Below are 19,104 nucleotides of genomic sequence, written 5' to 3'. Positions count from 1 at the left end.
CCCCACCAAACCATGGCTCCGCCCCCGGCGGGGGGGGGGGGCCCCCGCCCCCGCCCCGGGGCCCGGGGGGGGGGGGGGCGGGCGGGGGGGGGCCCGCCGGGGGGGGGGGCGCGGGGCGGGCCCCTCGGGGGTGGCCGGTCAGCCGACGGAGGAGTAGGCGATGATGCCCCGGCGGAGGCCGTCGACGGCCTTGCGGGCCGTCCGGCGGAGTTCGGCGTCCTCGCCGGCGGCGTCCTGGATCTGGCCCAGGACGTCGATCAGCTGCTTGGTCCAGCGGACGAAGTCGCCGGCCGGCATGTCGGCGTCGCGCAGCACCTGGTCGAGGTTGTGGCCGAGCGCCCAGCGGTAGGCGACCCAGGCGAAGCCCAGATCGGGCTCGCGCTGGCCGACGCCCTCGGCGGTGTTGATCCGGTGCTGCTCCTCCAGGGCGTCCAGGTGGCCCCAGATCCGGACCATCTTGCCGAGCGCCTCCTTGGCCGCGCCCTCCGGCACCCGGGGGGCGCCGGCGTCGTCGGACTGGCGGGCCTCGTACACCAGCGCCGAGGCGCAGGCGGCGAGTTCGGCGGCGGCCAGGCCGCTCCAGACGCCCTCGCGGATGCACTCGGAGGCGAGCAGGTCGAGCTCGCCGTAGAGCCGGCCGAGCCGCTTGCCGTCGTCGGTGACGGTGTCGCCCTGCAGGTAGCCGAGGTCGGTGAGCAGCGCGCAGACCCGGTCGAAGGTGCGGGCGATGGTGTGGGTGCGCGAGCGCATCCGGCGTTCCAGCAGCTCGGTGTCGCGGTGCAGCCGGTGGTAGCGCTCGGCCCAGCGGGCGTGGTCCTCCCGGTCGGAGCAGCCGTGGCAGGGGTGCTGGCGCAGTTCGGTGCGCAGCCGGGTGATCTCCGGGTCGTCGGCGGCGGCCGCGCGGCCGCGCCGGAACCGCTCGGGCTCCAGGTGGCCGGCCTTGGTGCGCAGTGCCGAGGCGAGGTCGCGCCGGGACTGCGGGCTGCGCGGGTTGAAGGACTTGGGGATGCGGACGCGTTCGATCGCGGCGACCGGGTGCGGGAAGTCGATCATGGCGAGCCGCTTGACCTGCCGCTCGGCGGTGAGCACCACCGGGCGCGGGCCGTCCTGGAAGTCGGGGTGGCGCGGGCCGCCCCGGCCGGAGCGGTGGACCGGCGGCAGGCCCGGGTCGAGGACCAGGGCGAGGCCGGCGAACTTGCCGGTGGGCACGTGGATGACGTCGCCGGGCTTGAGCTGCTCGATGGACTCGACGGCGGCCGCGCGGCGCTGGCTGCTGCCCTCGCGGGCCAGCTCGTTCTCGCGGTCCTTGAGCCGGCGGCGCAGCTCCATGTACTCGTCGAAGTCGCCGAGGTGGCAGGTCATCGACTCGCGGTAGCCCTCCAGCCCCTCCTCGTTGCGCTGCACCTGGCGGGCGATGCCGACCACCGAGCGGTCCGCCTGGAACTGGGCGAAGGAGGTCTCCAGCAGCTCGCGCGAGCGGTGCCGGCCGAACTGGGAGACCAGGTTGACGGCCATGTTGTAGGAGGGCCGGAAACTGGACTTGAGCGGGTAGGTGCGGGTGCCGGCCAGGCCGGCCAGCGCCTCCGGGTCGAGGCCGCGCTGCCAGAGCACCACGGCGTGGCCCTCGATGTCGATGCCGCGCCGCCCGGCCCGGCCGGTGAGCTGGGTGTACTCGCCGGGGGTGATGTCGGCGTGGGTCTCGCCGTTCCACTTGACCAGCTTCTCCATGACCACCGAGCGGGCGGGCATGTTGATGCCGAGCGCCAGGGTCTCGGTCGCGAAGACGGCCTTGACCAGGCCCTTCACGAAGAGCTCCTCGACCACCTCCTTGAACCGGGGCAGCATCCCGGCGTGGTGGGCGGCGATGCCGCGCTCCAGCCCGTCCAGCCACTCGAAGTAGCCGAGGACGTGCAGGTCCTCGTCGGGGATGTCGGCGCAGCGCTCCTCGACGATCGCCCGGACCAGGGCGCGGTCGGAGTCCTTGTTGAGCCGCAGGCCGGAGCTGAGGCACTGCTGGACGGCGGCCTCGCAGCCGGCCCGGCTGAAGATGAAGGTGATCGCGGGCAGCAGGCCCTCGGCGTCGAGCCGGTCGATGACGTCCACCCGGCCCGGTGTCCAGACCCGGCCGGGACGGCCGTTGGGCATCGAGCGGCCCCGGCCGCGGCCGAAGCGGTCGCGCGGGTTGCGGTCGAGTTCGGAGCGGGCGAGCCGGACCAGCTCGGGGTTGACGGCCTTGCCGGGGTTCTTCAGGTTGTTCTTGGGGCGGCCGTCCCGGTCGGGGTTCGCGAACAGGTCGTACATCCGGTTGCCGGCCATCACGTGCTGCCACAGCGGCACGGGCCTGGTCTCGGAGACGATCACCTTGGTGCCGCCGCGCACGGTGTCCAGCCAGTCGCCGAACTCCTCGGCGTTGGAGACGGTCGCGGAGAGCGAGACGAGGGTGACCGACTCGGGGAGGTGGATGATGACCTCCTCCCAGACGGCGCCGCGGAAGCGGTCGGCGAGGTAGTGCACCTCGTCCATCACGACGTAGCCGAGGCCGTCGAGCGTGCTGGAGCCCGCGTAGAGCATGTTGCGCAGCACCTCGGTGGTCATGACCACCACGGGTGCGTCGCCGTTGACGGTGTTGTCGCCGGTGAGCAGGCCGACCTTGGCGGCGCCGTAGCGCTTGACCAGGTCGCCGTACTTCTGGTTGGAGAGCGCCTTGATCGGCGTGGTGTAGAAGCACTTGCGGCCCGCGGCCAGGGCCAGGTGCACGGCGAACTCGCCGACGATGGTCTTCCCGGAGCCGGTGGGGGCGGCGACGAGGACGCCGGATCCGGCCTCCAGCGTCTCGCAGGCCTCCAGCTGGAAGTCGTCCAGCGGGAAGTCGTACAGCTGCTGGAAGCCGTACAGGGCGGTGGCCTGCTCCTGGGCCCGGCGACGGCTGGCCGCGTACGCCTCGGCGGGGCTGAGCTCCTGGTCGCCCTGGGGCTCTGGATCGGGGGTGTTCATCGCCGTCCGGGTGTGGTTGGTGTGATCTCGCATCTCAGCGAGAGGTTACCCGGCGGGACTGACATCGATAGCACCGTTTTTCCGTGCGACGAGATCGCCCCCGGGGTCGCTCCCGAGGTCACTTCCCTCTCAGATCCATAGTGGCAAATGTCTTCGAGTGATCGGGAGGGGCCAGGTCCGAACGTCTCCGGTCATTCCCGGTGGCATCCGGTGGTTGCTCCCCACCGTCGTCGTCACAGCCGCGGACGGGCGCGGAACGAGCCGCGGATCAGCCGCCGACCCACGGGAGGACAGCCACGATGGCGAACCCCCCGCCACCGGCTCAAGCAGATCGAAGCCGCGCTGGAGACCCTGAATCGGGACCGACCCCGGGAAGGGGCCCGTGGCGACGGGGGCACGTCCGGCCCGGGCCGCCCGACCGCCTACCCGCGCAGCAGCTCCGCCAGCCCGTCCGCCAGCCGCTCGTACTCCCCCGGCCGGTTGTACAGCTGCGCGCTGACCCGCAGCACCCCGCCGCCGGCCCACGGGCGGACCGCGACCCGGGTGCCGAGCCGGCGCCACACCTCGGCCATCAGCGCCTTCACCTGCGGCTCGGTCTCGCCGTACCCGGCCGGCAGCCGGACGGTGCGCATCCACACCCCGGGCGTCGCGGGCAGCGCCGGCAGGCCGGCCCGCTCGACCAGCGCCCGGTGGCCGTACCCGGCGAGGGCGGTGTTGTGCGCGGCCACCGCGGCGCGGCCGAGTCCGCGGAGCAGTTCGAAGCCCGCCGGGGCGGCCAGCCAGGGCGTGTAGTCGCAGGTGCCGCGCCACTCGACGTTGCCCGGGAAGCCGCCGTCGTGCTCCCAGGAGAGCGCCAGCGGGCGCACCCGGCCGGTCCACTCGGGGCGGACGGCGAGCACCCCGGTGGCGCGCGGGGCGAAGGCCCACTTGTGCAGGTTGCCGAACCAGAAGTCGGCGTTCGGGTCGATCGGGGCGGGCAGCATGCCGGGGGCGTGGGCGCCGTCCACCACGGTGGTCACGCCGCGGGCGCGCAGGTCGGCGAGCAGGGCCGGGCCGGCCACCAGTCGGGCGGTGGGCGAGGTCAGCTGGTCCAGGACCGCGACGGTGGTGCGCCCGTCCACGGCGGCCAGCACCGCCTCCCGGACGGCCTGCTCGTCGGGGGCGTCCAGCGGCACCCGGGCGACCACCACCTCGGCGCCCGTCTCGGCGGCCTTGCGGGCGGCCGCCCGGGTCACCGCGCCGTAGCCGTGGTCGGTGACCAGGATCCGGTCGCCGGGCGCGAACGGGATGCTGTCCAGGGCGATCGCGGCGGCCTCGGTGACGTTGGCGACCAGCGCGAGCCGGTCCGGGTCGGTGTCCAGCTCGGCTGCGATCAGGGCGCGGGCGGCGGCGATCCGGGCCGGGAGGTCGGCGAAGAAGCCGTCCGGGTCCCGTTCGTGCTCGGTGCGCAGCCGCTGCTGCGCCCGCTGCACCGGGAGGGGCACGGCGCCGAAGGAGCCGTGGTTCAGATGGGCGGTCCCCGGGGACACACTGAACAGTCCGTCGGCGGCGGGCAGCGGTGCCGGGGGTTCGACGGTCCGCAGGTCCTCGATCACGGTTTCCTCCGCTTGCACCAGACTGATGTGTGACATTTCACATGACAGACTACTGGTCGGGACACGCACCTCGCGACCACCATCGGGCCGTGACCATCACCGACGCCTTCCTTGCCCTCAGCGCCCGTACCGGTCGGTTCACCTTCGGCGCGCCGCGTGCGTTCACCCTCGCCGAGGACGGTACCCGGCTGCTGCTGCTCCGCTCGACCGGTCCGGAGGATCCGGTCGACCGCCTCCACCTGCTGGACACCGCCACCGGCGAGGAACGGCTGGTCGCCGACCCGGCCGCGCTGCTGCCCGGCCGCACCGGCCGGCGCGACGACCTGCCCGCCGTCGAGCGCCGGCTGCGCGAGCGCACCCGGCTGGTCGCCGCCGGCATCGGCACCTACGCCGCCACCGCCGACCTCGCCACCGCCGTCTTCACCCTGGACGGCCGGCTGTTCCGCACCGACACCGCCGCCGGCACCAGCGACGAACTCCCGGTCGCCGGGCCCGCGTTCGACCCCCGGCCGGACGCCACCGGGCAGCGCGTCGCCTACGTCGCCGAGGACGCCCTGTACGTCACCCCCGCCCTCGAACCGTTCTCCCCCGCCGACGGCGCCCGCTGGGGCGTCGCCGAGTTCGCCGCCGCCGAGGAGCTCGGCCGCGCCCGCGGCCACTGGTGGCGTCCGGACGGCGGCGCGCTGCTGGCCGCCCGCGTGGACGAATCCGCCGTCCCCCGGCGGTACTTCGCCGACCCGGCGCACCCCGGCGAGGCGCCCGAGGACTTCGCCTACCCGCAGGCCGGCGGCCCCAACGCGGACGTCCAGCTCTGGGTGCTCGGCCTCGACGGCACCCGGGTCCGACTGCGCTGGGACGCCGAGGAGTTCCCGTACGTCTGCGCCGCCTCCTGGGCCTCCGCCGAGGAGGTGCTGCTCACCGTCGCCGACCGCCTGCAGCAGACCGTACTGCTGCTGAGCGCCGACCCGGCCACCGGCGAGACCGGTGAACTCTCCCGCACCACCGACGCGTTCTGGGTGGACGACCTGCCCGGCACCCCCGCCCGGCTGGCCGACGGCCGGCTGCTGACCGTCCACGACACCCCGCAGGCCCGCGGCCTCGCACTGGACGGCAAGCCGCTGGACACCACCGGCCTGCAGATCCGCCGGGTGGTCGGCCGGCTGCGCGGCCGGCTGCTCTGCGAGACCGGCGAGGGCGACCCCTTCGACCAGTACGTCCACCTGATCGACCCGGACGGCGGCGAGCCCGAGCCGCTCACCCCCGGCCCCGGCCTGCACTCGGCCCTCGCCACCGCCGACGTCCTGCTGCTCACCTCGGCCACCGCCGACGGCGTGCGCCGCGTCGTCAGCCGCGACGGCCGCGAGCTGCCGCTCACCGACCGCAGCGCCCCGCTGCCCCACCGGGTGGAGCCGCAGCTCGCCCGGGTCACCGAACGCGCCCTGCCCAGCGCCGTGGTGTACCCGCGCGACCACGTCCCCGGCCGGCGGCTGCCCGTCCTGCTGGACGTCTACGGCGGGCCCGGCTACCAGGCGGTGGCCGCCGAGCCGCGCCGCTGGCAGCTCAAGCAGTGGTGGGCCGACCAGGGCTTCGCGGTGGTCACCGTCGACAACGGCGGCACCCCGTTCGTCTCCCCGGACTTCACCCGGACCATCTTCCGCCGCTTCTCCCGGGTGGCGCTGGACGACCAGGTCGACGCCCTGCACGCGCTCGCCGAGCGCCACCCGGACCTCGACCTCGGCCGGGTCGGCGTGCGCGGCTGGTCGTACGGCGGCTACTTCGCGGCGCTCGCCGTACTGCGCCGCCCGGACGTCTTCCACGCCGCCTGCGCGGGCGCCCCGCCCACCGACTTCCGGCTCTACGACACCGCGTACACCGAGCGCTACCTCGGCCTGCCGCAGGACAACCCCGAGGGCTACGCCGACGACTGCCTGATCACCGACGCGCCCGGCCTGAGCAGGCCGCTGCTGCTGATCCACGGGCTGGCCGACGACAACGTCCACCCCTCGCACACCCTGCTGCTCTCCCAGGCGCTGACCAGGGCCGGCCGCCCGCACAGCGTGCTGCCCTTGCCCGGGGTCACCCACATGACCCCGGGCGGACTGCTGGAGCAGCTGGCGCAGGCCGAACTCGCCTTCCTGCGGGCCTCCCTGGGGTGATCCGTCGCGCCGCCCGGGCCCGGTGAGGAGAGGGCGCCGCCACCCCGAGGGTGCGGCGCCCTCTCGCTTGCTCCCGACCCCTTCACGTAATCCGTGACATGTGAAATATTACCTGCGCTTCAGCTACCGACCCCGGAGCACCGGAACACCCTCCGAAGCACCCCATCCCCCGAAAGGACCGGTCAGTTGCGCAGACTGTCCGTGGCCCTCGCTGCCGCGCTCACCACGAGCGCGATAGCGGCCACCCTGCTGGGCACCCCCGCCCAGGCCGCTCCCCCCGCCACCCTCACCGCCACCGCGGCCGCCGAGTCCGCCCAGCAGGGCGCCGAGGCCCCGCCCGCGCCGATGGCCCCGCAGGAGCGCGAGCGCCAGGCCCTGCGCGGCAAGGCCCTGGAGCAGCTCAACAACGGCGCGCTCGACCAGGGCGCCGCCGCCAAGTCCGCCGCCAAGCGGGCCCCGGCGAAGGTGCGGATCGGCGACGACTACGTCCAACTCGCGCACCAGCGCACCGACAAGGTCTTCGTGATCCTCGCCCAGTTCGGCGACCAGGTGGACGACACCACCCAGTGGAACGGCCGGCCCCGCTACGGCGGCACCCCGGGCCCGCTCCACAACCGGATCCCCGAGCCGGGCAAGGACGACAACCACACCCTGTGGTCGGCGGACTTCGACCGCGCCTACTACCAGAAGCTGTTCTTCGACGACACGCCCGGCACCGTGTCGATGCGCAACTACTACCGCACCCAGTCCTCCGGCCGGTACGACGTCGAGGGCACCGTCAGCGACTGGGTCACCGTCCCGTACAACGAGGCCCGCTACGGCAGCAACAAGGGCCCGCAGGGCTCCGGCGCCTGGACCCAGGGCCAGGAGTTCATCCGGGACGCCGTCAAGGCCTGGTACGACGGCGAGATCGCCAAGGGCCGCTCCGCCGCCGACATCAGGGCGCAGCTCGCCCAGTACGACGTCTACGACCGCTACGACCACGACAAGGACGGCGAGTTCGGCCGGCCGGACGGCTACCTGGACAACGTCGTCGTAGTCCACGCGGGCGTGGACGAGACCTGGGGCGGCGGCGCCCAGGGCGCCGACGCGCTGTGGGCGCACCGCAGTTGGGCCTTCCCGGACGCGACCGGGCAGACCGGCCCGGAGGGCAACCGGATCGGCGGCGCCCCCGTCGGCGACAGCGGCCTGTACGTCTACGACTACGTCCAGGGCGGCGAGAACAGCGGCGTCGGCCTGTTCGCCCACGAGTACGGCCACAACCTCGGCCTGCCCGACCTGTACTCCACCACCGGCGGCGACAACAGCGTCAACTTCTGGTCGCTGATGTCCTCCGGCTCCTACCTCGGCAAGGGCCCGAACACCACCGGCGGCTACCCCGGCGACCTCGACGCCTGGAGCAAGCTGCAGTTCGGCTGGCTCGACTACGACGAGGCGCAGGCCGCCACCCGCTCCACCCACGCCCTCGGGGTCAGCGGCTACAACACCGACCAGGCCCAGGCCGTCCTCGTCCACCTGCCCGACGGCACCACCCGCACCGACCTCGCCGACCCGTACGAGGGCGGCAGGCAGTGGTGGAGCGACACCGGCGACAACCTCGACAACTCCCTCGCCCGGGAGGTCGACCTGCGCACCGCCGTCGGCCCGGCCGCCCTGGACGCGGCGGTCTGGTACGACACCGAGCAGGACTACGACTTCCTCACCGTCGAGGCCTCCACCGACCAGGGCCAGCACTGGACCGCCCTCGGCGGCACCGTGGACGGCGCCCCGATCGGCAGCACCAACGCCAACGTCCCCGGCCTGAGCGGCAGTTCCGGGAGCTACAAGCAGCTGCACATCCCGCTGGACGGCTACCTCGGCCGGCAGGTCCGGCTGCGCTTCCACGTCACCTCGGACGGCAACACCCACGGCCGGGGCGTCCTAGTGGACGCCGTGAAGGCCACCGCCGGCACCGCCGTGCTGTTCGCCGACGGCGCCGAGAACGGCACGGACGGCTGGACGGCCAACGGCTTCACGGTCATCACCGGCCGCACCGCCGTCAAGCAGCACCCGCGCGCCTACCTCGCCGAGAACCGCCGCTACACCGGCTACGGGGCGTTCCTGAAGACCGGCCCCTACAACTTCGGCTACACCGGCGTCGCGGGCAAGGCCAACGTGGTGGACAACTACCCGTACCAGGAGGGCGTCCTGATCTGGCTGTGGGACACCTCGTACGGTGACAACAACACCAAGGACCACCCCGGCGGCGGGCTGATCCTGCCGATCGACGCCCGCCCGGCGCCGGTCCGCTTCGCCGACGGCACGCTGGTCAACGGGCGGGCGCAGACCTACGACGCGACCTTCTCGCTCAAGCCGACCACCGCGTTCACCCTGCACAAGGGCGGCGTCGCGGTGCGCGTGCCGGCCAAGCCGGCCGTCCCGGTGTTCAACGACCGCACCGGGGTGTACGGCGACGCGGCCACGCCGCAGCTGACGGTGAAGGTGCCGGACACCAACACGAAGATCGAGGTGGTCCGGGAGTCCCAGGGCGGGAGGATCACCACCGTCCGGGTGGGCCCCGCCGCCTGACCCCACGGCCTGACGCGGCCTCCTGAGCCGACCGGCCGGCCTGACCGGCCTGACGGACCGACCCCACCGGCTCGACCCGCTCGACCGGCCCGACCGGCCCGACCGGCCCCTCGGAACGCGCGAAACGGCCCCGGATCCCCCCGACGAAAGGGATCCGGGGCCCGCTCGTGCGCCCGGAGGCGGTCCGGCGCCCCTCAGCGCCCCGGGCCGCGGGCGGTGCGCGCGGCGGTGGCCACCCCGAGGACGGTGATCGCGGCGATCCCGAAGGTCATGTAGCGGGCCGCGTCGACCGGGGCGTCCCCGCCCAGGTTGACCAGGGTCCCGGCCAGCGCCGAGGTCACCGAGAAGGCGATCAGCTGGGTGGTGTTGATCGCCGCGGCCGCCTTGCCGCCCTCCGCCGGATCGTCGCTGCTGCGCATCGCCGCCACGCTCAGGTGCGGGAAGGCCAGCCCGATCCCGGTGCCGGCGACGAACAGCGCCGCCGCCCACAGCACCACCCGGAGCCCGGAGGCGTGCCCGGTCTGCGACAGCCCGTAGACCAGCAGGCCGCCGACCAGCACCAGCGGGGCGGTGCGGACCGCCAGGGCCCGGCCGCGGGCCGACTCGATCCCCACGCTGAACAGCTGGGCGGTGGTCCAGCCGGCCGAGACCGCGGCACCGAGGAATCCGGCCACCAGCGGGCCGAGGCCGCCCAGCTGCTGGCCGAACAGCGGGATGAAGTTCTCCGCCACCACGCCCGCGCAGAGCACCGCGACGGTCAGGTAGAGCCACTTCAGCGGGCTGCCGGCCCGGTAGGTCTGCTGCGGCAGCACCGTCGCCGCCGCGCGGCGCTCGACCGCCACGAAGCCCGCCAGCAGCGCCACACCGGCGAGCAGGCAGACCACCGTCGGCCAGCCGCCCGGCACGGTCGAGCTGACGCTGAAGGCCGCCGCCGCCAGGGTGAGCAGCAGCAGCGAGGGCATCGGCACCGGGCCGCTGCCGTGCCCGTCGCCGGAGCGTCCGGGCAGCACCCGGCGGGCCAGCAGCGCCAGCACCAGCGCGGCGACCAGCAGCAGGACGTACGCCCCGCGCCAGGCGCCGAGCTGGGCGAACAGCCCGCCCAGCGACGGTCCGACCAGGGTGCCGACGCCCCACATCGCGGAGACCAACCCGGCCGCGCGGGTCCACAGCCGCTCCGGCAGGGCGCCGCGGATCACGGCGTAGCCGAGCCCGGCCACCAGCCCGCCGCCGAGGCCCTGCACCACCCGGCCGAGGATCAGCGCCGCCATCGACGGACTGAGCGCGTTGAGCACCGCGCCGGCGCCGAACACCAGGAAGCCCAGCACGTAGGCCCGGGCGGCACCGAGGCGGTCCAGCAGCCGGCTGACCAGCATCGAGGCGATGACGGCCGCCATCAGGAAGCCGGTGGCCACCCACGCGTAGTACCGCTCGCCGCCGATGTCGGCGACGATCGAGGGCATCAGGGCGGCGGTGAAGTAGAGGTTCATCGCGTACAGCGCGACGCCCCCGGCCAGGATCGAGGCGGGGGCGGCGTACCGGCGGGAGAAGAGTTCACGCCACCCGCCGCAGGCCCCGGCGGTCGGCGTCTTTGCCGGGTAACCATCCAGCTCGGCAGCGGTGGTGGCGTTCTTGACGGCAGCTGATTCGGTCACGTCCGGTACGCTAGGACTTCAACAGAACTTGAAGTCAAGGAGCCCGCCATGACCACCGCGCCGGTCGATCTGCTGAGCGTCGGCGAGGTGGCCCGGCGGGCCGGGATCGCCACCTCGGCGGTGCGCTTCTACGAGGACCAGGGGCTGATCTCCTCCGAGCGCACCACGGGCAACCAGCGGCGCTACCGGCGGCACGTGCTGCGCCGGATCTCGCTCATCCTGGTCGCCAAGCGGCTCGGCATCCCGCTCGCCGAGGTCGCCGAGGTCTTCACCGGTCTGCCCGAGGACCGGATGCCCGGCAAGCACGACTGGGAGCGGATCTCCCGGCGCTGGGCCGAGCAGCTGCGCGCCCGCCGGGCCGAGCTGGAGCGGCTGGAGGACGAGCTGACGGGCTGCATCGGCTGCGGCTGCGTGTCGCTGCGCCGCTGCCGGGTGCTCAACCCGGGGGACGAGCTGGCCGCCGAGGGCCCGGGCCCGCGCCGGCTGCTGCCGGAGGAGGGCCTGCTGCCCGTCGAGGAGTGACCGGGCCCAGGAACGACCGGGACGGGGAGCGATCGAGACGGGACGTGCTGGAGCCGGGTGGAACCCGGTCGGACGCGGCCCTCGCAGGGTTCCCCGCCGCGTCCGACCGGGGGTCTTGTGGCGCCTCAGGCCTCCGGGAAGTGGCAGGCCGCCCGGCGCTCGCCGGGCCCGGCGATCCTCAGCAGCGGCCGCTCGGTCCGGCAGAGGTCCTGGGCCTTCGGGCAGCGCGGGTGGAAGCTGCACCCGGGCGGCGGGTCGGCCGGGCTCGGCGGGTCGCCGAGCAGGACGATCCGCTCCCGGTTCCGCTCCGCCTCCGGGTCCGGCAGCGGGACGGCGGACAGCAGCGCCCTGGTGTACGGGTGCGCGGGGCTGCCGTACACCTCGGCCTTGTCGCCGATCTCCACGATCCGGCCCAGGTACATCACCGCGACCCGGTCGCAGACCCGCTTGACCACCGAGAGGTCGTGCGCGATGAACACGTACGCCAGCCCCAGCTCCTGCTGGAGCCGCTCCATCAGGTTGACCACCTGGGCCTGGATGGAGACGTCCAGCGCGGAGACCGGCTCGTCGGCGACCACCAGCCGCGGCGAGGTGGCCAGCGAGCGGGCGATGCCGATGCGCTGGGCCTGGCCGCCGGAGAACTCGTGCGGGTAGCGGTCCAGGTGCTCGGGGATCAGCCCGACCAGCTCCATCAGCTCGGCGGCCCGCTTGCGCGCCGCCGTCGCGCTCTCGCCCTGGACGAGCAGCGGCTCGGAGATGATCCGGGCCACCGTCTGCCGGGGGTTGAGCGAGGAGTACGGGTCCTGGAAGACCATCTGGAGGTCGCGCCGGTGCGGCCGCAGCCGGGCCTGGGAGAGCCCGCCGATCTCGGTGCCGTCGAAGGTGACGGTGCCCGAGGTCGGGTCGAGCAGCCGGACGATCATCCGCCCGGTGGTGGACTTGCCGCAGCCGGACTCGCCGACCAGGCCGAGCGTCTCCCCCGCCCCGACGTCGAAGCTCACCCCGTCCACCGCCCGGATCGGCGCTCCGGGCCGGCCGGTGCGGCCGCGCCGGCCGGGGAAGGTCTTCACCAGGTCCCGTACGGACAGCAGCGGTTCGGCCGCGCCCTTCGTCGACGGCGTGGTCATCACAGCACCCCTTCCGGCACCAGCGGCAGGTGGCAGGCGGCCTGGTGGCCGGGGGCGAGCAGGTCGAGCGGGGGGCGCTCGGCCAGGCAGCGGGCGTGCTCCTCGGCGGACGCGGCGGCGGTGCGGGCGCAGCGCGGGGCGAAGGAGCAGCCGGGGGCGGGGGCGATCAGCGACGGCGGGCTGCCGGGGATGGCCCGCAGCGGGGTGTCGTCGGTGTCGTCCAGGCGCGGCAGCGAGTCCAGCAGGCCGCGCGTGTACGGGTGCGCGGGCCGGGCGAACAGCCGGTCCACCGGGGCCTGTTCGGCGGCCCGGCCGCCGTACATGACCAGCACCTCGTGGGCGACCCGGGCGACCACGCCGAGGTCGTGGGTGATCATCACGACGCCGAGGCCGCGCTCCTGCTGGATCCGGGCGATCAGGTCGAGGATCTGCGCCTGGACGGTGACGTCGAGCGCCGTGGTGGGCTCGTCGGCGATCAGCAGCTCGGGCTCGCAGGCGAGCGCCATCGCGATCATGACGCGCTGGCGCATGCCGCCGGAGAACTGGTGCGGGTACTCGTCGACCCGGCGGGCCGGCTCCGGGATGCCGACCTCGGCCAGCATCTCCACCGCCCGGGCCCGGCCGGCCCTGCGGCCGGCCCTGAAGTGCACCCGGTAGTGCTCGGCGATCTGCTCCCCGACCGTGTAGAAGGGGTGCAGGCTGGACAGCGGGTCCTGGAAGATCATCGCGATCCGGCGGCCCCGGACGGTGCCGAGCTCCCGCTCCCCCAGGCCGCCCAGCTCCTGTCCGTTCAGCCGGATCGAGCCGGTGACGGTGGCGCCGCGGTGCAGGCCCATGACGGCGAGCGAGGTGACGGACTTCCCGCTGCCCGACTCGCCGACCAGGCCGAGGGTGCGCCCGGCCCGAACGGTGAAGGAGATCCCGTCCACCGCCCGGACGCTGCCGCGCGGGGTGTCGAAGGCGACCTTGAGGTCCTCGACCTCCAACAACTCGGTCATCAGTACCTCACTCTCGGGTCGACGAAGGCGTAGAGCAGGTCGACCAGCAGGTTCGCCGCGACGATGAAGAAGGCCGCGAGCAGGGTGACCCCGAGGATGACCGGCTGGTCCGACCGGGCCAGGCCGTCGTAGAACAGCCGGCCGACGCCGGGCAGGCCGAAGATCGACTCGGTGATGACCGCGCCGGCCAGCAGGCCGCCGAGGTCCATCCCGAAGATGGTCAGGATCGGCGTCATCCCGGAGCGCAGCCCGTGCTTGACGGTGACCGTCCGCGGCGGCAGGCCCTTGGCCCGGGCGGTGCGGATGTACGGTTCGGCCATCGCCTCGATCATCGAGTTGCGGCTCTGCCGGGCGTACATCGCCGCGTACAGAAGGGCCAGCGCGGTCCACGGCAACAGCAGGTTGGAGCCCCACCGCAGGGGGTTCTCGGTGAACTCGTGGTACGCGGGGTAGGGCAGCACTCCGGCCGTCCTGACGACGCCCCAGATCAGCATGATCGAGGTGAAGTAGACCGGCAGCGAGGCGGTGCCGACGGACAGCACCATCAGCGCCCTGTCGAGCGGCCGGCCCTTGCGCAGCGCCGAGGTGACGCCCGCGCCGAGGCCGAGGACCAGCCAGAGCACGGCCGCGCCGAGCGCCAGCGAGACGGAGACCGGCAGGCGGTCGGTCAGCAGGTCCCACACCGGCAGCCCGTACTCGTAGGAGTAGCCGAGGCAGGGGAAGCCGCAGTGCACCGCGCTGGGGCCGGAGCCGTACTCGCGGCCGGCGAAGATGCCGCCGAGGTAGGCGAGGAACTGCTCCCAGAGCGGCTTGTCCAGGCCCATCGCCGCCTTGACGTCGGCGAGCCGCTCGGGGCTGCAGGTCTTGCCGCAGGCGGCCGCGGCCGGGTCGTTGGGCAGCAGGTAGAAGATGGTGAAGGTGATGGCGCAGATGGCGAGCAGGATGCCCGCCACGCCGAGCAGCCGGCGGCCGAGGTAGAGGATCACGACCGGCCTCCCCGGGGGTCGAGGATGTCGCGCAGCGCGTCCCCGAGCAGGGTGAAGGCGAGCACGGCGACGAACAGGAAGGCGGTCGGGATCAGGAAGTAGGTCGGGTCGGTCTCGTAGTGCACGATGCTCTCGGCGATCATCTGGCCCCAGGACGCGGTCGGCGGGCGGACGCCCACACCGAGGTAGCTGAGCGCGGCCTCGGTGGCGATCATCCCGGGGATGAGCAGGGTGGTGTAGGCGATGATCGGGCCGGAGACGTTCGGCAGGATCTCGCGGGTGAGGATCCGCCAGGAGCGCGCCCCGCCGACCTTGGCGGCCTCGACGTACTCGCGGTGCTTGAGCGAGAGGGTCTGGCCGCGCACCACCCGGGCGATGCCAGGCCAGGTGAACAGCCCGATCACCAGGGTGATCAGCAGGATCCGGTTGACGTCCTTGGCCACCGACATCATCGCGATCATGAAGATCAGCGAGGGGAAGGACATCGTGAGGTCCATCAGCCGGGACAGCACGGTGTCGGTGCGACCGCCGAAGTAGCCCGCCGCGATGCCGGCCAGGGTCCCGACGACCACGACGACGGCGGTCGCGGTGAACGCGATCAGCAGGGAGACCTGCCCACCGTGCAGCACCCGGGCGAACAGGTCGCGGCCGGTGATGGGCTCGACGCCCAGCCAGTGGCGGGCGCTGATGCCGCCGAAGTCGCCCCGGGGCAGGCCGCCCAGGTACGGGTCGACGGCGCGCTTGTCGAACTCCTCGGGGGTCCAGCCGCCGAGCGAGCCGAGCGGGCCGGCCAGCGCGGCGGCCAGCAGCAGCACGCCGACGGTGACCAGTCCGAACCGGGCCGGGCCCTTGGCCCACAGCTGGTCCCAGACCAGCCGCCAGGGCCCGCGCCCGGAACTCCTCCCGGCGCCCGGCGCCGTGGACCCGGCCACGGCGCCGGGCTCGGCCACGGCGACGGACTCGGCGACGGTGACGGGCTCGGCCGTCCCCCGCCCGGCTCCGGCCGCTCCCGTTCCGGTGCCGACGCTCCCCGCTCCGGCACCCTCCGCGCTCGCCCGTCGCTCGTCACGCTCGGCACCGGCGCGTCCTTCGGCTCCCGAAGGTGTGGTGGTGTTGCTCATCGCTGCCGGTCCCTCACTTGCCCTTGGCGGGGTCCTTGAGGCCGACCGTGGCCAGGTCGATCATGCCGGCGTAGCCCGAGTTGCCGAACGCGCCGGCCACGTTGGTGCCGACCAGCAGCGGGCGGCGCTGCCAGAGCAGCGGAACGGCCGGGGCCTTCCTCATCAGCTCCTCGTCCAGTTGCTTCCAGGCCTTGTTGGCCTCGTTGACGTCCGTCATGGCCGCGATCTGGTCCATCCGGTCCATCGTGGCCTGGTCCTTGAACTGGCTGTAGTTGCCCTGGTTGCCCTTCTCCTTGATGGTGCGGCCGTCGAAGAGGAACGGCAGGAAGGTCGCACCGGAGGGGTAGTCGGGGCACCAGCCGCTGAGGGTCAGCTCGGGGGCGTTCTTGATGTCGCCGACGGTGTCGGCGAAGGCGGACGCGTCGACGGTGTTCACGGTGACCTGGACGCCGGCCTTGGACAGCGACTGCTGGATCGCCTCGGCGCGGGTCTTGTCGCCGGTCGAGACGGTGAGCGAGACCTTGAGGTCGGTCCTGCCCGCGTCCTTGAGCAGCGACTTGGCCTTCTCCGGGTCGCCGGCCACCGGGATCTTCAGCGGGTCGGACTTGGCGCCGCCGGTCAGCGACGGCGGCAGGAAGGAGGTCGCCGCGTCGGTCACCGCGGGCCCGCCGAAGGCGGTCACCTGGGCCTCGCGGTCGACCGCCCACATCATCGCCTCGCGCACCTTCGGGTCGTCGAAGGGGGCCTTGGCGGTGTTCAGGTAGAGCATGTCGGTGCAGCCGGTCTGCTCGGCGACCATGCGGGCCCTGACATCCGCCTTGGGCAGCACCTTGGCGACGGTCTCGTGCTGCATCCAGGGCATGTTGATGGCGTTGGCGTCGGCGCCGTCGCTGGCGATGATCCGGTCGTCGGCCTGGCCTCCCTTGATGCCCTGGGTGACCACGACCCGGTCCGGGTAGGCCTTGCGGACGGTGTCGGTGGACTGGTCCCAGTTGGTGTTGCGGACCAGCACCAGCTGCTTGCCGCGGTCGTAGCTCTCGATCTTGTACGGGCCGGAGGAGAACGGCCGGGCGTCGTACTGGGTGCCCCTCTCCTGGGACTGCGGCACCGGGGAGAACGTCGGCAGGGTGACGGTGTCCGAGAACTCGGCGACCGGGCGCTTCAGGTGGAAGACGATGGTGCGGTCGTCCGGGGTCTCGATGCTCGCCAGGTGCTCGCCGTTCAGCGGGCCCTTGTAGTTCTCGCCGCCCTCCATGTACTGGATCGCGTAGTCGGGGCCGCCGGTGAGGTCCGGGGAGAAGGACCGCTCGACGTTGTACTTGATGTCGGCGGACCGGATCGGCGTGCCGTCCTCGTACTTCAGGCCCTCCTTGAGGGTGAAGGTCCACACCTTGCCGCCCTCGGAGGACTTGCCCAGGTCGGTGGCGAGGTCCGGGACGATCTCGCTGCCGGCCGCGCCCGGCTCGGACTTGAAGGTGGTCAGGGTCCGGTAGATCAGCCGGGTGCCGAAGTCCATGTGCGGCACCACCCAGTTGCGGGCCGGGTCCAGGTGCGCGAAGTCCTGGTTGGTCAGGACGGTGAGGGTGCCGCCCTTGGCCGGGGTGCCGCCGACGACCGAGCCGGCCGCCGCGCCCGGGCCCCTGCTGTCGGAGGGGGCGGCGCCGCTGCCGCTGTCGCTCTTGTCGTTCGAGCAGGCCCCGAGGCCGAGAGTGATTGTCGCCGCGAGGGCCGCCGCGAGGGCGGCGTGGGTGCGCCTGGTCATGTGCAACTCCGCTGTGGGGGGCCTGATCGTCCGACCTGGCCGCTGCGCTGTGTGACCCGTAACATAGTAATGTGAAATTGCACTGCACAAGAGGTGACGCCACCCGTTACCGAGCTGTGTCCGTGCCCCGCATCTCCCCAGCCCCGCCTAGGAGTTCACCGGTGACCCTGCCCCCGACCGGCCTCAACACCGGGAGCCACGACCTCCCGGTCTCCCCCGCCCTCGCCTCCCACATGGCCACCCAGTGGGCCGCCACCCCCCTGCCCGCGGACCGGCGCGTGCCCGGCCACGACCGCTTCCCCGGCCGCCGCGCCCGGCTCTCCGCCGCCTTCCCCGGCGAGCGGCTGGTCGTCCCCGCCGGGCGCCTCAAGGTCCGCTGCAACGACCTCGACCACCGCTTCCGCCCGCACAGCGCGTACGTCTGGCTCACCGGCCTCACCGGCGAGGACCAGGCCGACCACGTCCTGGTCCTCGAACCGGCCGGGCCCGACGGCCACGAGCCGGTCCTCTACCTGCGCCCGCGCTCCCCGCGCGACGGCGGCGAGTTCTACCGCGACCGCCGCTACGGCGAGTTCTGGGTCGGCGCCCGGCCCGACCTCGCCGAGGCCGCCCGGCTCACCGGGGTGCGCTCCGAACACCTCGACGACCTCGGCAAGCTGCTCACCGGCCCACAGCCGCCCACCCGGGTGCTGGCCGGCACCGACCCGGTGGTCGACGAGGCCACCGGACGGCCCACCGGGGACCACCGGGACGGCGAACTGGCCGCCGTGCTCTCCGAGTTGCGCCTGGTCAAGGACCAGTGGGAGATCGGACAGCTGCAACTGGCCGTCGACCACACCGTCACCGGCTTCGAGGACGTCGTCCGCGCCCTGCCCACCGCGCTGCGCCACCACCGCGGCGAGCGCTGGATCGAGGGCGTCTTCGACCTGCGCGCCCGCGCCGAGGGCAACGGCACCAGCTACACCACGATCGCCGCCTCCGGCGCCCACGCCTGCGTGCTGCACTGGATCCGCAACGACGGCGCCCTGGACCCCGGCTCCCTGCTGCTGCTGGACGCCGGCGTCGAGACCGACACCCTCTACGCCGCCGACATCACCCGCACCCTCCCGCTCAGCGGCACCTTCAGCCCGGTCCAGCGCCAGGCCTACGACCTCGTCCTCGCCGCCCAGAGCGCCGGCATCGCCGCCCTGCGCCCGGGGGCCCGGTTCCGCGACTTCCACCGCGCCGCCATGCGGGTCATCGCCGAGGGCCTCGCCGACTGGGGCGTCCTGCCCGTCTCCGCCGAGGAGGCCCTCGCCGAGGACAACGGCCTCTACCGCCGCTACACCCTCTGCGGCAGCGGCCACATGCTCGGCCTCGACTACCACGACTGCGCCAAGGCCCGCGCCGACCGCTACCTCGACGGCACCCTGGAGGAGGGCATGGTCCTCACCGTCGAACCCGGCCTCTACCTCCAGCCCGACGACGAGACCCTCCCCGCCGAACTCCGCGGCCTCGGCATCCGCATCGAGGACGACCTCGTCATCACCCCCGACGGCGCCCACCTGATGTCCGGCGCCCTCCCCCGCGAGGCCGGGGCCGTCGAGTCCTGGATGGCCGACCTGCTGAGCTGAGGCAGCGAGC

At 73.6% G+C, this 19,104-nt stretch carries 12 protein-coding genes; 4 read left to right on the top strand and 8 right to left on the bottom strand.

Translation table 11 applies throughout. The annotated features are described in order from the left end of the window. Nucleotides 1-138 precede the first annotated feature (138 nt). Together ACFY0X_RS32330 and ACFY0X_RS32325 are read right to left on the bottom strand one after the other, a co-directional pair. Complete coding sequence (locus ACFY0X_RS32330) at nt 139-2,994, bottom strand: DEAD/DEAH box helicase (RefSeq protein WP_387759932.1); 2,856 nt, start codon at nt 2,992-2,994, stop codon at nt 139-141. Nucleotides 2,995-3,416: 422 nt separating this feature from the next. Next, the gene (locus ACFY0X_RS32325; RefSeq protein WP_387759920.1) at nt 3,417-4,625 is read right to left on the bottom strand and encodes an aminotransferase class V-fold PLP-dependent enzyme; all 1,209 of its coding nucleotides are present in this window, start codon (nt 4,623-4,625) and stop codon (nt 3,417-3,419) included. Nucleotides 4,626-4,678: 53 nt separating this feature from the next. On the opposite strand from ACFY0X_RS32325, the gene ACFY0X_RS32320 reads away from it, so the two are divergent. Both ACFY0X_RS32320 and ACFY0X_RS32315 read left to right on the top strand, forming a co-directional pair. Beyond that, a complete protein-coding gene (locus tag ACFY0X_RS32320; RefSeq protein WP_387759919.1) occupies nt 4,679-6,745 on the top strand; it encodes a prolyl oligopeptidase family serine peptidase in 2,067 nt (688 codons plus the stop codon). A gap of 186 nt (nt 6,746-6,931) precedes the next feature. Further along, nucleotides 6,932-9,313, top strand: coding sequence for an immune inhibitor A domain-containing protein (locus ACFY0X_RS32315; protein WP_387759918.1), 2,382 nt, complete (start codon nt 6,932-6,934; stop codon nt 9,311-9,313). A gap of 194 nt (nt 9,314-9,507) precedes the next feature. Here ACFY0X_RS32315 and ACFY0X_RS32310 read toward each other — a convergent pair whose 3' ends face one another. Then, nucleotides 9,508-10,965, bottom strand: a complete 1,458-nt coding sequence (locus tag ACFY0X_RS32310; RefSeq protein ID WP_387759917.1) for an MFS transporter — start codon at nt 10,963-10,965, stop codon at nt 9,508-9,510. Between the two features lie 48 nt (nt 10,966-11,013). Between ACFY0X_RS32310 and soxR the strand changes: the two genes are divergently transcribed. Beyond that, nucleotides 11,014-11,487 (top strand): redox-sensitive transcriptional activator SoxR, encoded by a 474-nt coding sequence (gene soxR, locus ACFY0X_RS32305; RefSeq protein ID WP_387759915.1) that lies wholly within the window; start codon nt 11,014-11,016, stop codon nt 11,485-11,487. Nucleotides 11,488-11,612: 125 nt separating this feature from the next. Here soxR and ACFY0X_RS32300 read toward each other — a convergent pair whose 3' ends face one another. The 5 genes from ACFY0X_RS32300 to ACFY0X_RS32280 are packed head-to-tail and all read right to left on the bottom strand — an operon-like array spanning nt 11,613 to nt 17,481. Then, a complete protein-coding gene (locus tag ACFY0X_RS32300; RefSeq protein WP_387759914.1) occupies nt 11,613-12,614 on the bottom strand; it encodes an ABC transporter ATP-binding protein in 1,002 nt (333 codons plus the stop codon). After that, nucleotides 12,614-13,612 (bottom strand): ABC transporter ATP-binding protein, encoded by a 999-nt coding sequence (locus ACFY0X_RS32295; RefSeq protein ID WP_387759912.1) that lies wholly within the window; start codon nt 13,610-13,612, stop codon nt 12,614-12,616. Before ACFY0X_RS32295 ends, ACFY0X_RS32300 begins: the two co-directional genes overlap by 1 nt. Then, a complete protein-coding gene (locus tag ACFY0X_RS32290; RefSeq protein WP_387759911.1) occupies nt 13,612-14,598 on the bottom strand; it encodes an ABC transporter permease in 987 nt (328 codons plus the stop codon). The genes ACFY0X_RS32295 and ACFY0X_RS32290 overlap by 1 nt, the downstream gene beginning before the upstream one ends. Beyond that, the gene (locus ACFY0X_RS32285; protein ID WP_387759909.1) at nt 14,595-15,719 is read right to left on the bottom strand and encodes an ABC transporter permease; all 1,125 of its coding nucleotides are present in this window, start codon (nt 15,717-15,719) and stop codon (nt 14,595-14,597) included. Before ACFY0X_RS32285 ends, ACFY0X_RS32290 begins: the two co-directional genes overlap by 4 nt. Nucleotides 15,720-15,732: 13 nt before the next feature. Then, nucleotides 15,733-17,481 (bottom strand): ABC transporter substrate-binding protein, encoded by a 1,749-nt coding sequence (locus ACFY0X_RS32280; RefSeq protein ID WP_387759907.1) that lies wholly within the window; start codon nt 17,479-17,481, stop codon nt 15,733-15,735. Between the two features lie 161 nt (nt 17,482-17,642). Here ACFY0X_RS32280 and ACFY0X_RS32275 point away from each other — a divergent pair, with 161 nt between their 5' ends. After that, complete coding sequence (locus ACFY0X_RS32275) at nt 17,643-19,094, top strand: aminopeptidase P family protein (protein WP_387759906.1); 1,452 nt, start codon at nt 17,643-17,645, stop codon at nt 19,092-19,094. Nucleotides 19,095-19,104: the final 10 nt, after the last annotated feature.

The sequence above is a fragment of the Kitasatospora sp. NPDC001547 genome, assembly GCF_042894165.1.
Classification (GTDB): domain Bacteria; phylum Actinomycetota; class Actinomycetes; order Streptomycetales; family Streptomycetaceae; genus Kitasatospora.
This window is presented reverse-complemented; position numbering and strand designations above follow the sequence as displayed.

Bases quoted from the DNA above. Each gene is read 5' to 3' on its own strand.
- ACFY0X_RS32330 (WP_387759932.1), bottom strand. From the start codon at position 2,994: ATGAACACCCCCGATCCAGAGCCCCAGGGCGACCAGGAGCTCAGCCCC.
- ACFY0X_RS32325 (WP_387759920.1), bottom strand. From the start codon at position 4,625: ATGTCACACATCAGTCTGGTGCAAGCGGAGGAAACCGTGATCGAGGAC.
- soxR (WP_387759915.1), top strand. From the start codon at position 11,014: ATGACCACCGCGCCGGTCGATCTGCTGAGCGTCGGCGAGGTGGCCCGG.
- ACFY0X_RS32300 (WP_387759914.1), bottom strand. From the start codon at position 12,614: ATGACCACGCCGTCGACGAAGGGCGCGGCCGAACCGCTGCTGTCCGTA.
- ACFY0X_RS32295 (WP_387759912.1), bottom strand. From the start codon at position 13,612: ATGACCGAGTTGTTGGAGGTCGAGGACCTCAAGGTCGCCTTCGACACC.
- ACFY0X_RS32285 (WP_387759909.1), bottom strand. From the start codon at position 15,719: ATGAGCAACACCACCACACCTTCGGGAGCCGAAGGACGCGCCGGTGCC.
- ACFY0X_RS32280 (WP_387759907.1), bottom strand. From the start codon at position 17,481: ATGACCAGGCGCACCCACGCCGCCCTCGCGGCGGCCCTCGCGGCGACA.